Below are 12,909 nucleotides of genomic sequence, written 5' to 3'. Positions count from 1 at the left end.
GAACATGAAGATGAGGAAAATCACAGTTTGCAATAAAAGGGTGGAAATCGTACAGGAGGAGAGGCCGGGGGTAAAACCTTCTTACATTTTGGTCAAAACCTTGTATTCTGCAATCTCACCCGGCACAGAGTTGACGATTCTTCAAAACAGCAAGGACACGCCGATTACGCTCGGATACAGCGCAATGGGAGTGGTGGAAGAGGCGGGAGACGGCATAACGGATGTGAAAAAAGGGGATCTTGTCGCGGTCTACGGAGCCCCATACGTCCAGCATGCCGATGCCCTTCTCGTGCCGGGGACGCTTTACTCAAAGGTACCTGAAAATGTAGAGCCGAAGGAAGCGGCGCTCGGCGGGATCGGGGCGATCGCCATCCACGCACTAAGGACGGCGGGGCTGCAGTTTGGGGAGACGGTTGTCATCGTCGGCATGGGGCTCCTCGGACAGATGATCGCCAAGATTGCGAACGCTGCTTCGTATAGGGTGATTACATATGATCTTCACGAAGAGCGTGTGGAAATGATTAAAAAAGACCGGGGGATCAAAGCATTCACTACGGCAGAAGAAATGAAGGCGGAACTGGACCGGTGCACGGCCGGGCAGGGAGCGGATGCTGTTCTGTTATGTGCGGGCGGGAAGAAGTCGCCGCTTACCGGTCAGAGCCTCGAATGGATCAGGAACAAAGGGAAGGTGGTCATCGTCGGTGATATCGAGCCGGACTTTCCGAGGAATCTGATGTTCAGTAAAGAAGCGCAGCTGCTGATTTCGCGTGCCGGCGGGCCGGGCCGTTACGATAAAGTCTATGAGGCGGAAGCCATCGACTATCCCTATGGATTTGTCCGCTGGACGGAAGGAAGGAATCTTGGTGAGTATATCCGGCTTGTAAGCGAAGGGCAGATCGATGTGAGGCCGTTCATTCAGCAGGAAATAAGTGTAGGGGAAGCGGAGGCAGCCTATGAAGAGCTCATGAATAAGCCGTCTGCCGCGTTGACGAAAATAATCAACTTCTCCAGCTGAGGAGGGATGAAGATGAAGAATGAAATGAATATAGGATTGATCGGGATCGGCTCGATTGCGGAATCCAGCCATATCCCGAATCTGAAGGCTGCAGAGGGCGTGAAACTCGCTGCAGTCGCCGATGTGGACCTCGTCCGGGCGAGGGACATCTGTCAGACATACGGGATCCCCCGATTTTTCAAAACGGCAGAAGAGATGTTCGGGAAGACTCAGCTCGATGCGGTGATGATCTGTACGCCGAATGCGACCCATATCCCGATTGCGATGAAGGCTGCCGAAAAAGGGATCCACGTATTCATGGAAAAGCCGATCGGGACGGACGTAAAAGAAGTGGAAAACTATTTACGGTTCGCAAAAGAAAAGAATGTGATGACGATGGTCGGAATGCCCCATCGTTTTCGTCGTGATGCGCAGATTTTAAAAAAACATGCTTCCAAAGGGACCTTCGGGAATGTGTACTATGTCAAAGCCAGGCTTTTCAGGCGGCGCGGGACACCGAAGGGATGGTTCACTAACAAGGCGCTCTCAGGCGGCGGGGCCCTGATGGATATCGGGGTGCATGTGCTGGACCTGGCGTGGTGGCTGATCGGCAGACCGGAAGCCCGGAGCATCACAGGTAAAACGATCACTGGACTCGGAAACTATGAAACAGACTATGTATCAAGCTGGGAATCCAGCAACAAGCAATTGAACAGCGGCCGGATTTTTGATGTGGATGATTTCGGGGCTGCATGGATCCGCTTCGAGAACGGAGCGGCCCTTTCGCTGGAAACCTCCTGGGCGCTTAACGGGGAGCAGGATGAGGGGATCGGGATCGACATCTTCGGAGACAAGGGCGGCGCTTCATTGATGCCGCTTTCCATTTTTACAGAAGAAGACGGGCTTCTCTGTAAGACCCAGCCTGTATTTGAAAAAAATGACCCATTCAAGGATGAGATCGAACATTTTATCAAGTGCATCCGGACAGGGGCGGCGCCGCTGGTTGAGGGGGAAGATGGAGTTGAAGTGCTGAAACTGTTGGCGGGAATCTATGAATCTTCGAGATTGGGAAAAGAAATTCAGTGCAACGAAGGGAGAAAGGATACATGTTGAAAGTGGGCGTTATCGGGACGGGATCGATTTCAGAATTTCATATAAAGCCGTATCTTGCGAGCGGGGAGGCGGAGCTTGCCGCCCTCTGTGACCTGAACGGTGATCGTCTTGCAGAAAAAGGAAGATTATACGGGGTCACACGATTGTACAGTGATTACAGGGAACTTCTCGGGCAGGATGACATCGATGCAGTCAGCATCTGTACCTGGAATAATTCGCACGCAGAAATCGCCATCGCCGCACTTGAAGCGGGGAAGCATGTCCTGGTTGAAAAGCCATTGTGCATGACGGTCGAAGAAGCGCTGAAGGTGGAAGCTGCGGTCGAATCATCCGGGAAGGTCCTGCAGGTCGGGTTCGTCAGGCGTCACGGGGACAATGCCAAGCTGTTGAAGAAATTCGTGGATCACGGCGAACTTGGGGAGATCTACTATGCGAAAACGTCCTGCCTGCGCCGGCTCGGAAATCCAGGCGGCTGGTTCAGCGATCTGTCGAGATCTGGAGGCGGCCCGCTGATCGATCTCGGCGTCCATATGATCGATATCTGCTGGTACTTCATGGGGAAGCCGAAGCCTGTATCGGTGAGCGGAAATGCCTACAGGAAGCTTGGCAACAGAAGCCATATCAAGAATCTTTCATTCTATCAGGCGGCGGATTATGATCCTGCCCATAACGATGTGGAAGATCTTTCGAATGCCCTGATCCGGTTTGAAAACGGAGCATCCCTCCTGGTCGACGTGAGCTTCACGCTGCAGGCGAAAAAGGATGAATTGTACGTCAAGCTGTTCGGGGACAAGGGAGGCGCGGAAATCGAGCCGGAACTGGTGATTGTGACGGAGAAGCATGACACGATCCTGAACATCACCCCGCAGATTGATAACCTGAAATTCGATTTTGAAAAAGCGTTTTATAACGAAATCGATCATTTTGTTTCATGCTGCCTGGAAGGAAAAGAAACGATCGCCCCTGTGTCTGACGGCGTTCAGGTCATGAAAATGCTCAATGCGGTATACGAATCGGCCCGGACCGGCAAGGAAGTGTATCTATGAGTGAGCATGAAAAGGTGGATCTCCTCATCGCCGGGGGAGGGCTTGGAGGATGCGCAGCGGCAATGGCAGCATGCTCAAGGGGCCTGAAGGTGATCATGACCGAAGAGACGGATTGGATCGGAGGCCAGGTGACCGCGCAGGGGGTACCGCCGGATGAGCATCGCTGGATCGAGGAATTCGGATGTACGACAAGGTACCGGGACTACCGGAACCGGGTGAGGGATACGTACCGCAGGAATTTGAAGCTTAAAGAACAGAAGGAGCAGTTGAATCCGGGGAACGGTCTGGTGAGCAATATATGCCACGATCCCAGGGTCACCCTGCATGTTTTGAATGAAATGCTCCTCCCTCATCAGCTGACCGGCCGGCTGCAGATCCTGCGCAATACGAGGGTGGTCTCGGTGGCGAAGGAAGGGAACAAACTGCAGAAAATGACGCTGGTGAATGAAGCATCCGGGACAGAGAAAGAAGTGGAAGCACGGTACTTTGTCGATGCGACGGAAGCCGGCGACATCCTCCCTCTTGCCGGAATGGAGTACGTGACCGGCGCGGAGGCAAAGGAAGAGACCGGTGAACCGCATGCTGTGGATACGGCAGATCCTACGGACATCCAGGCGTTCACATACGTCCTCGGGATGGAATACCGGGAAGGTGAGGACCATACAATTCCTGAACCTGCGATGTATTCGTTCTGGAAGGACTTTCATCCCGATATCTGGCCGGATAAACTGCTCAGCTTCTTCGCGCCGCACCCGATCACGAAGGAAAAAAGGAAATATACACTGTTCCGGGAAGAAGAAGGATTCCCGCTCTGGGAGTACAGGAGGATTTTTGACGGAAGTCAGTTTGATCTGCACGCGGCAGGCGGGGACGTCACACTGATGAACTGGCCGCAGAATGACTTTTTTCTAGGGAATGTGTACGACGTGCCGGAGGATGATAAGGAAAAGAATCTCTATCAGGGAAAACAGCTCAGCCTCTCCCTGCTGTATTGGCTTCAGACCGAAGCCCCGAGGCCGGACGGCGGAAAAGGGTACCCGGGCCTGAAACTGCGGAAAGATTTATTCGAGACGGAAGACGGGCTGGCAAAGGCTCCTTATATAAGGGAGTCCCGGCGGATCAAGGCGGAATATACGGTCGTCGAGCAGGATGTGTCACCCGACTTCCATGAAGGACCGGCCGGCAGGAAGTTCAGCGACCGGGTCGGGATCGGGTCTTACAGCATCGATCTCCACCCGAGCATGGCCGGGAGGAATTATCTTGATATCAAGGCGCAGCCTTTTTATATCCCGATGGGCGCGCTCATCCCTAAAGATGCCGGCAATCTGCTCGCCGGATGCAAAAACATCGGCACCACCCATATTACAAACGGCTGCTTCAGGCTGCATCCGGTCGAATGGAATATCGGGGAGGCATGCGGTGCACTTGCTGCCTTCTGTATCGAGCGGGATTCAGAGCCGAAAGCAGTCCGTGAAGATCAGGAGTTACTGGAGGAGTTTCAGCAGCAATTGAGGGAGGATGGTTTTGAACTTGACTGGCCGTTTTAATCATGGAAGAGGGGTGAAGCCATATGGGAAGGAATGTCGGGGATTTTCCTCTTGAACAATTGCGTGAATATAAACCGGAGCTCACTGGCCGGCCGGCGGATTTCCAAGCATTCTGGGCCGGAGAGAAAGATAAGATGAAGTCTTTGCGTGCAAACGTTAAGGCTCGGAGGCGCGAGTATCCGGTTCCTTCAGTAGAGGTGAGCGATCTCCTGTTTGAAAGCTGGGACGGGACGCCATTGAACGGCATCTTCGTCAAACCGGCTGGAGTGGAGGAGTGTCCGGTCATCGTCTGTTTCCACGGTTACACGGGAAGCTGCGGACTGGCGGCGGATTATTTGAAATGGACAGCGCTCGGTGCGGCTGTCTATTCATTTGATGTCCGGGGCCAGGGGTCTTCCCCGGACTATGCCAGATACCGGAATGGAAGCCGGATCACGGGATGGATGCTGAACGGCATCCTTGATCACGAAAACTACTATTATACCAATGCGTACCGGGACGCGATCCTGCAGCTTCAGTGGACACGGTCCCAAGAGGCGCTTGTCACCCCTTCATCGTTCGGTGTGATGGGCTCCTCGCAGGGCGGCGGGCTGGCGCTTGCCGCCGCGGGTCTCGGGGATGGGGTGGACTATATGCTTTCAGACTGGCCGTTCATGATCCACTTCGAGCGGGCACTGGACATTGCGCTTCAAGGCCCTTATATGGAAGTGGTCAATTACTTTAAATGGAACGATCCGCAGGGCGCGGCCGCCGATGAGGTCAAAAAGACATTAAGCTATATCGACAGTCTTCATTTCTGTGACTCTATCACTTGCCCTGCTCTGATGGCCGTTGGTCTTGAAGACAATGTAACGCCTCCTTCGACCGTCTTTGCCGCCTTTAACCATCTGGGTTCAGTTGAAAAAGAAATCGAAGTGTATCCCCAGTTCACCCATGAAATGAACGGATTTCACGAAGAAAAAAGGCTTGCTTTTACAGCAAAACAATTGAATAAAACAGGGAGGGACCTCACATGAAAATCAGTGTCAGCATGTACAGTCTCGCATCAGCGATCAAAAAGGAAAACTGGTCCATATTTGATTTCATCGACTATGCGGCAGAGATTTCCCTTGATGGTGTCGAGCTCCTTGATTTTTACTGGAGTGACGGCGGCAGGGACAACGAAATCCAGCGGGTCAATCAGGCATTGAAGGAAAAGGGTCTTGTTGTTTCCGCTTATGATGTCTCGAATAATTTTGTGAAAGAATCTGCAGAAGACCGCAGGATGGAGACTGAAAAGGTATTGGAAGGCATCGGGACTGCGAAGAAACTGGGGACGAATATCGTCCGTGTTTTCTGCGGCGATCTTCACGGCGATTTGACGTACGCAGACGGTCAGAGCTGGATTGTGGAAGGACTGAAACAGTGCGCAGGAAAAGCGGAGGAAGAAGGAGTCTATCTTGCCATTGAAAATCACGGCCTGCTTGCCGGAAAAAGTGAACAGGTGAAAGAAATAATCGGGAAGGTGAACAGCCCTTATGTGGGTTCGACCTTTGATACAGGGAACTTTTTGCTTGTGCATGAAGAACCGCTTCACGCGTTTAACAGATTGAAGGAAGAAATCGTTCATGTCCACTTTAAGGATTTCAGGAAAAAAGAGGCATCTGAATCATTGAAGGGATTCAAGTCCACACAGGGTGTAGAACTGATCGGGACCGTTCCCGGTGATGGACAGGTGGACCTTGCGTCCATTGTGAAAGGGTTGAAGGCCGCAAACTACCAGGGCTTCCTTTCCATTGAATACGAGGGTCATGATGATGCAAAGGAATCGAATGAAGAAGCCGTCAGACGCCTGAAAAAACTGTTGGAATAGGAGGTTTCCCATGAGAAATTCAGTAATCGGGAGAAAGGAAAAAATCAAAAGCGGCTCCGTCTCCGGCAGGACAGTGCTGCTTTCAATGAGTGAAGGTAAAGGGAAAGCCGCGGAGGAAGCGGATCATGTATTCATACCGGTGGAACTGGCGGAAGAATACAAAGGGAAAAATGCGAAGGTATACTTTGATTTGGAGTTGTATCCTTTTTTTCAGCGGATGAAGGAAGTAATAGGGGGGAACGGGGACCACAGAGGAGTCCTGAGGCTGAGGAGGACCCTCCCGGAAAGCGGCGGTGATACTGACATCTGCGGGGACCTTTTCGTACTTTCAGGCATTGCGGGTGAAGCGGGACGCATTCATGTAACAGCCGCAAATCGCGGCAAGATTCCCCGGCATGTCATCCTTACGCTGAGTTTCGCGGAGGGGAAGATGGCCCATCTGGAGTATACATTCGGCGGGACGGACGAACGGATCGAGCTGGAATGGAGCGGGATCAGAACGATCGCGGAATTCGACAGTGAGGAAATGACTCCGGTCAAATCTAACGGATCCACCCGCCTGCCGCTTCAATACAGTGTGGAGGATATTCTGGAGAAGTCCCGCATTGCCGATGAGGCATTTTACGAAAAGCTGGACACCTATAAGACGCTTGTGAAAGGAGGAGGCGCTTGATGAAAATCGGAATGATGAGCTTTGCCCATATGCATGCTTTCAGCTATGCAGACAGTCTGATGAAACTCGCAGATGTAGAAATCGCCGGGATCTATGATGACGATGAAAAGCGCGGGAAAGAAGCAGCCGGAAGCTATGGGACGAAATATTATCATGATCAGGCTGATTTCCTGGCAGCGGATATGGACGCGGTCATCATCTGCAGTGAAAACAGCCGCCATAAAGAAATGGTCGTGAACGCGGCTAAAGCAAAAAAGCACATCCTTTGTGAAAAACCGATCGCGACGAACGTAGAAGATGCAGAAGAAATGATTCGCGTCTGTGACGAGCAGGGTGTGATCCTGGAGATCGCGTTTCCGGTCAGATTCAGCGACCCGATCATGCATTTGAAGAACATGATCGATGAAGGGGAGCTTGGTGAAATCGTGGCATTCCGTACGACCAACCGCGGTCAGGCACCCGGCGGCTGGTTCATCGACAAGGAGTTATCCGGCGGAGGGGCCGTATTGGATCACACCGTTCATATGGTGGACATCATGCGCTGGTATTCAGGACTGGAAATCACATCCGTCCATGCGATCGTCGATTCCTTCTTCCATGACATCGAAATCGATGATGCGGGCATCCTCACGCTTGAATTCGAGAATGGGGTGATTGCCTCCCACGACGCAAGCTGGTCGAGGTTTTCGGAATATCCGGTGTGGGGTGATGCGTCGATCGAGGTGATCGGGACGAAGCGTTCAGTGAGGGCCGACGCATTCAAAGAACACTTCAGGCTTTATAAAAGCGGTGATAAATCGCTGGAACATGTCTTCTACGGGAATGACATGGATTACGGACTCATAAAAGACTTTGTCGACTGCGTTGAAAAGAAAAGGAAACCTTCTATAACAGGCTGCGACGGTCTTAAAGCGCTCGAAGCCGCCCTTGCAGCATACAAATCAAGCGATACGAAATCAACCGTTCATCTATAAAAGGGACAGGGGGACAGGTTCATTGTCCCACCCGGTGGGACAACGAACCTGTCCCCCCGTCCCAAAGAGGAGGATTGTACTTGTACTATCTTAAAGGCGACATCATCACTGACGGGCAGCGTTTTGCGAATAAAACGATCGGGATTTCCAACGGGAAGATCTTCTATGTCGGGGAGGATGAACCGATCGACGTCAGGAACCTGTATATTACAAAAGGAGTGATCTGTCCGGGTTTCGTGGATATCCATCTTCATGGCGTGAGCGGGGATGATTTCATGGACTCTGCGGCAGCTTTTGACAAGATTGCTGAACGGCTGCCGCGTTACGGTGTGACTTCCTTCCTCGCAACTTCAAGAACGGCAGACCTGTCCGATCTTGAAGAATTTCTGGTGCACGCAGAAAGATTTGAGCGGCAGCCTTCCTACGCCAGTCTTCTCGGTGTTCATGTCGAAGGCCCCTGGATCAGCCCTGTCTACCCCGGGGCCCAGAAGTCATCCTTGATCCGGCGCCTCACGGCAGAGGATGCACATCGTATCATCCTTCCCCATGCCGACATTATCTCCATCATCACGATTGCCCCGGAAGAAGTTGAGGACCCCGCGGTTCTCCATCAAATATGTTCACACGGCATCCGGCTTTCGGCAGGACACACGAACGCTTCGGCTGAGGATGTGAGGCTGGCTATCAAGCATGGGCTCCGTCAGATCACGCATACCTTCAACGCCATGAGTCCCGTTCATCACCGGAACCCCGGGACGGCAGCCGCTGCCCTGATATTCGAAGAATTGATGTGCGAAATAATCCCGGACGGACTCCACGTTCATAGGGATATGATCGGCTTTCTGTATAAGGTAAAGGGCAGGGAAAAGATGATGCTTATCTCGGATTGTACAGGATATAACAACCTCGAGGATGGAGAGTATTTATTACGGGGTAAACACCTTGTCAAAGAAGGGAATAGTCTAAGACTCAAGGACGGGCCGCTTGCAGGCAGTGCCATCACGCTGGATAAAGGTGTGAAATATGCCGTGGAGCACTGCGGGATTCCGCTGGAAGACGCTGTCTGCATGGCGGGAAAAAGTCCGCTTAAAGCAATAGGGAAAGATGCAGTGAAGGGAAGTATAAAAGAAGGATACGATGCCGATCTGGTTGTGCTCGATGAAGAATTGACGGTGGAAATGACAATCGCCGGCGGGGAAATCGTTTATAAGAATGAGTGAGCATAGGGTGCTTGCTCTTTTTTTATGGCGGGACAGGGGGACAGGTTCATCGTCCCACCCCGGTGGGACGATGAACCTGTCCCTTTGTGGGTACTACGACCCCTTTCGTGTCTCTTAAGAGAGTAGAAATGACCGTTCAGAGGATTACGGAAGAAGGGGAAAGAAGTCATTAAATGTAAACAATTTTCGAGGAAGGAGGGCCGTTTCTGTCATAATCATACGAAATGTGGAAGGGAGAAAAAGAATGAGTAAAAAAGTAATGCGTACGGTTTCTTTCGTGCTTTCTTTATTATTGTTGATTTCACTGGTTCCGGCACTTCAGCCGGTTGTGTCTGCCGAGGCAGGTTGGAAGGAGCTGCAGGTGGAGAATGGCGGGTTTGAAGCGGTTCCAGGCTCTGAGAAGGATATTCCATCATGGGTGATCTGGAGCGGAGGTCAAAAGACGGGCATGAACTTGTCTGACGAAAAGGCGTTTGAAGGGGAGAGGAGCCTCAGGGTTGATAACTCTGGTTCTTTCGGTCTTTTCAGTCAGCTGATTGATGTGAAGGAAGGGAATTCCTATAAAATGACGGCTCAACTATACGTAGATGAACTTGTGGCAGGCAATCCCGGGATCTGGCTGCGCTGGTATGATGCAGATGGAAAGAGCTTAGGGAATACGCCAAAATATTTCGAGGGGCTAAAAGAAGGGCAGTGGCAGGAAGTTGCGGTTGAAGCAGATGCTCCTGCACGTGCTGCAGGGGTAAAAGTATTCCTCTACCAGACCACAAGCACTGTGACCAAGGGTTACTATGATAACATTCATGTCTTTGAAAAATCGAATGAACAGTTGGAACTGCCATTTGAATACGGTGACCCGATCAACCTCGGCCCCTCTGCATTAGCGGCCAAAACCCAGGGAGCGGCCATAGGCGACGGTGAAGTCTATTATGCCACAAACGGGTCACCGGCCACTTTTTATGCCAATGATGCAGAAACAGGGGAAAAGATCTTCTCCCATGAACTGCCTGGCAGTGATGTCGTATGGGGGATGACCATCGGGTCGGACGGGAATGTGTATTTTGCCGGCACATACAACGGCATTCTGTACAGATACCTGGTGGACGAAAAGAAACTGGAGGAAGTCGGGAAGAGTCCTTCCGACAACTGGATTTGGCAGCTGGATGCAACGGAGGATGGGAAGATTTACGGCGCAACCTATCCGAATGCCAAAGTGTTCGAATATGACATTGAGGCTGACACCCTCACGGATCTCGGGCGCTTCCATGAAGAACAGAACTATGCAAGGGGACTGGGTGTAACGGGTGAAAACTTATATGTAGGGATCGGCACGACGGCCTACTTGATGAAAATGAACCGTGAAACCGGGGAACGGGAGGAAATCGACCTGCCGATCACGGGTACGAGTACGTCGGTATCGAATGTGTGGGAATACGGAGACCGGCTGTTTGTCGCATATGGGACAAGTATGCTGGTCCTCGATGTGGAAACAGGAGAAGTGGTCCATGAAATGAATTGGCAGGATGAAGCTGCCTATGATGGATTGATTTCACCTCCTTCCCCGTATGATGAAAGCCTGATTTATTTCAAGGACAAGCGGACCAGCGAGCTGTGGACCTATGATATGGATACGGATGAAACACAGCCGGTAGAACCTAGGGTTACGCTGCCAGCTTCCCCGGTGAAAGCATTTGAATGGACAACGAATAAAGAAGGAAAGCAGGTCCTGTCAGTCCTTCACCACCAGATCGAATACTCCACCTATGATCCGGAGACGAATGAAGCGAATGTCATTTATCCTGATGTTGAACTTCAGGGGCTATCCATTCAAAGTCTTGAAATCGGCCCGGATGAAAACGTGTATATGGGTGGATATCAAGGTTCGTTCGGGGTGTTTGATACATCCACTGAATCGTACCTGCTTAGGGAGCGGAACCCCCACCAGATCGAGGGCATCGGTTTTATGAACGGAAACGTGTATATGGGTATTTACGGCGGAGCGTTGATTTACAAATATAACCCTGAGCTTCCTTTTAAATATGAAGACGGCAAAAGCGGGGACAACCCCGAGATGGTCCATGATATCGGGGATGACCAGAGCAGGCCGTTCACCTTTGCATCAGGTGACGACAAGTTATTTACCGGCACGATCGCCGATTATGGAAAACTCGGCGGGGCGCTCACCATTTATGATGAAAAAACAGGTGAATGGAATACCATCAGGAATATCATTGAAAATCAGAGCATCATCGGCCTTGCCTATAAGGACGGAACGTTATACGGGGGATCCACCACGGCAGGCGGACTGGGCATAGATCCGACCGAAGAAAGGGCAAGGATGTTTGAATACGATGCAGCTACAGGGGATTATGAGTTATTCGACTTGGAAGTGGAAGGAATCGAGACTCCAGAAATGATTGGGGAACTTTCATTTGGCCCGGATGGGAATCTGTGGGGCGCAGCCTATGGAGTGAATGCGGAAGGGAAAGCGAACAGCGTCATCTTCGCAATGGATCCCGACTCGAAAGAAATCATCAAGCAAAAAGAGTTTTATACAGGTGTGCACCGAGGCAGTCAATGGCGTCCGTTCTTCATGAGATGGGATGAAGAGGGCATGCTTTATACCACCGCTGCACGAAAATTGACGGTCATCGATCCTGAAACAATGATGAGCAAACAGCTGATCGGGGACACGGTCAATCTGATGGACATTGATAAGGAAGGGAATATTTATTACGCCGCGGGAGCCGACTTGATGAAGCTGCCTGTTCCTTTGGAAAGTGCAGAGCTGACTGCAGAGGACAGCAGCCTTATGCAGGGAGAGACGTCGGAACTGGATCTGAAGGTCACATTGGCAAACGGTCAGGAAACGGACCTTGCCGGTGCGAAGATCAAGTGGGAGAACAGTAATCCTGAAGCAGTCGAGCTCGGTGAAGGAGAAGTGACTGCATTGAATGCAGGCACAGCCGAAATAAAGGCGACGGTCACGTACAATGGTCAAACCGTAACCACCGACGCGCTGATCATCACCGTTGATGTCAGCACCGCAACACTGGCAGAACAAATTCAAGCCATGAAAGAAAACGGTGACCTGGACCATGCCACAGCGAAAAAGCTTGTTAATAAGTTGAAACAGGCCCAGCACCACAATGATAAGGGAAGAACAGAGCAGGCCCTCAAGCACTTGGCAGACTTCTCCAAACATCTGGACAGAAGCAATGCCGAAGAGAATATCAAAGCACTGCTCGAACGTAATGTCCAATCCATCAGAGATGGCTGGGACGCGGGGACAGGTACGTTGTCCCAATAGTTTGCATGTTTCATAAAAAGCCTGGAGACGTTGGAGTCTCCAGGCTTTTTCAGGTTCAGGGACAGGGGGACAACGTACCTGTCAGATTTAGAAATATTTCTACAATAAAGCCTGGGGAAGTAGGGACTCTCCAGGCTTATAAAGTGGCGGGGGAGGGGAAAAGACTATTATCGTTTGGTG

General features: G+C 51.4%; 10 protein-coding genes. All 10 read left to right on the top strand.

Annotated elements, in window-relative coordinates; genetic code table 11:
• Positions 1 to 10 precede the first annotated feature (10 nt).
• Complete coding sequence (locus BHE18_RS17645; RefSeq protein ID WP_071619952.1) at positions 11 to 1,015, top strand: zinc-dependent alcohol dehydrogenase; 1,005 nt, start codon at positions 11 to 13, stop codon at positions 1,013 to 1,015.
• A gap of 12 nt (positions 1,016 to 1,027) precedes the next feature.
• Positions 1,028 to 2,107, top strand: coding sequence for a Gfo/Idh/MocA family protein (locus tag BHE18_RS17640; protein ID WP_083573863.1), 1,080 nt, complete (start codon positions 1,028 to 1,030; stop codon positions 2,105 to 2,107).
• Positions 2,101 to 3,153, top strand: coding sequence for a Gfo/Idh/MocA family protein (locus BHE18_RS17635; RefSeq protein WP_071619826.1), 1,053 nt, complete (start codon positions 2,101 to 2,103; stop codon positions 3,151 to 3,153). Before BHE18_RS17640 ends, BHE18_RS17635 begins: the two co-directional genes overlap by 7 nt.
• On the top strand, positions 3,150 to 4,700 hold the full coding sequence (locus BHE18_RS17630) for an FAD-dependent oxidoreductase (protein WP_071619825.1): 1,551 nt from the start codon (positions 3,150 to 3,152) through the stop codon (positions 4,698 to 4,700). The genes BHE18_RS17635 and BHE18_RS17630 overlap by 4 nt, the downstream gene beginning before the upstream one ends.
• 23 nt (positions 4,701 to 4,723) lie before the next feature.
• Complete coding sequence (locus tag BHE18_RS17625) at positions 4,724 to 5,716, top strand: acetylxylan esterase (RefSeq protein WP_071619824.1); 993 nt, start codon at positions 4,724 to 4,726, stop codon at positions 5,714 to 5,716.
• Positions 5,713 to 6,552: a sugar phosphate isomerase/epimerase family protein gene (locus BHE18_RS17620; protein WP_071619823.1), complete on the top strand. Its 840-nt coding sequence runs from the start codon at positions 5,713 to 5,715 to the stop codon at positions 6,550 to 6,552. The genes BHE18_RS17625 and BHE18_RS17620 overlap by 4 nt, the downstream gene beginning before the upstream one ends.
• 10 nt (positions 6,553 to 6,562) lie before the next feature.
• Positions 6,563 to 7,225, top strand: a complete 663-nt coding sequence (locus BHE18_RS17615; protein WP_071619822.1) for a hypothetical protein — start codon at positions 6,563 to 6,565, stop codon at positions 7,223 to 7,225.
• The gene (locus tag BHE18_RS17610) at positions 7,225 to 8,199 is read left to right on the top strand and encodes a Gfo/Idh/MocA family protein (protein ID WP_071619821.1); all 975 of its coding nucleotides are present in this window, start codon (positions 7,225 to 7,227) and stop codon (positions 8,197 to 8,199) included. Before BHE18_RS17615 ends, BHE18_RS17610 begins: the two co-directional genes overlap by 1 nt.
• Before the next feature lie 80 nt (positions 8,200 to 8,279).
• A complete protein-coding gene (nagA, locus tag BHE18_RS17605) occupies positions 8,280 to 9,419 on the top strand; it encodes an N-acetylglucosamine-6-phosphate deacetylase (RefSeq protein WP_171910741.1) in 1,140 nt (379 codons plus the stop codon).
• Positions 9,420 to 9,663: 244 nt separating this feature from the next.
• Entirely contained in the window at positions 9,664 to 12,729 is a 3,066-nt protein-coding gene (locus BHE18_RS17600) for an FIMAH domain-containing protein (RefSeq protein WP_071619819.1), read from the top strand.
• The last annotated feature ends 180 nt before the right edge of the window (positions 12,730 to 12,909 follow it).

Source organism: Rossellomorea aquimaris, from assembly GCF_001877785.1.
Classification (GTDB): Bacteria; Bacillota; Bacilli; order Bacillales; family Bacillaceae_B; genus Rossellomorea; species Rossellomorea aquimaris_A.
This window is presented reverse-complemented; position numbering and strand designations above follow the sequence as displayed.

Excerpts from the sequence above, each read along its gene's own strand:
- BHE18_RS17645 (WP_071619952.1), top strand. The coding sequence starts at position 11 with ATGAGGAAAATCACAGTTTGCAATAAAAGGGTGGAAATCGTACAGGAG.
- BHE18_RS17615 (WP_071619822.1), top strand. The coding sequence starts at position 6,563 with ATGAGAAATTCAGTAATCGGGAGAAAGGAAAAAATCAAAAGCGGCTCC.
- BHE18_RS17635 (WP_071619826.1), top strand. The coding sequence starts at position 2,101 with ATGTTGAAAGTGGGCGTTATCGGGACGGGATCGATTTCAGAATTTCAT.
- BHE18_RS17610 (WP_071619821.1), top strand. The coding sequence starts at position 7,225 with ATGAAAATCGGAATGATGAGCTTTGCCCATATGCATGCTTTCAGCTAT.
- BHE18_RS17630 (WP_071619825.1), top strand. The coding sequence starts at position 3,150 with ATGAGTGAGCATGAAAAGGTGGATCTCCTCATCGCCGGGGGAGGGCTT.
- BHE18_RS17640 (WP_083573863.1), top strand. The coding sequence starts at position 1,028 with ATGAAGAATGAAATGAATATAGGATTGATCGGGATCGGCTCGATTGCG.
- BHE18_RS17600 (WP_071619819.1), top strand. The coding sequence starts at position 9,664 with ATGAGTAAAAAAGTAATGCGTACGGTTTCTTTCGTGCTTTCTTTATTA.
- BHE18_RS17620 (WP_071619823.1), top strand. The coding sequence starts at position 5,713 with ATGAAAATCAGTGTCAGCATGTACAGTCTCGCATCAGCGATCAAAAAG.
- BHE18_RS17625 (WP_071619824.1), top strand. The coding sequence starts at position 4,724 with ATGGGAAGGAATGTCGGGGATTTTCCTCTTGAACAATTGCGTGAATAT.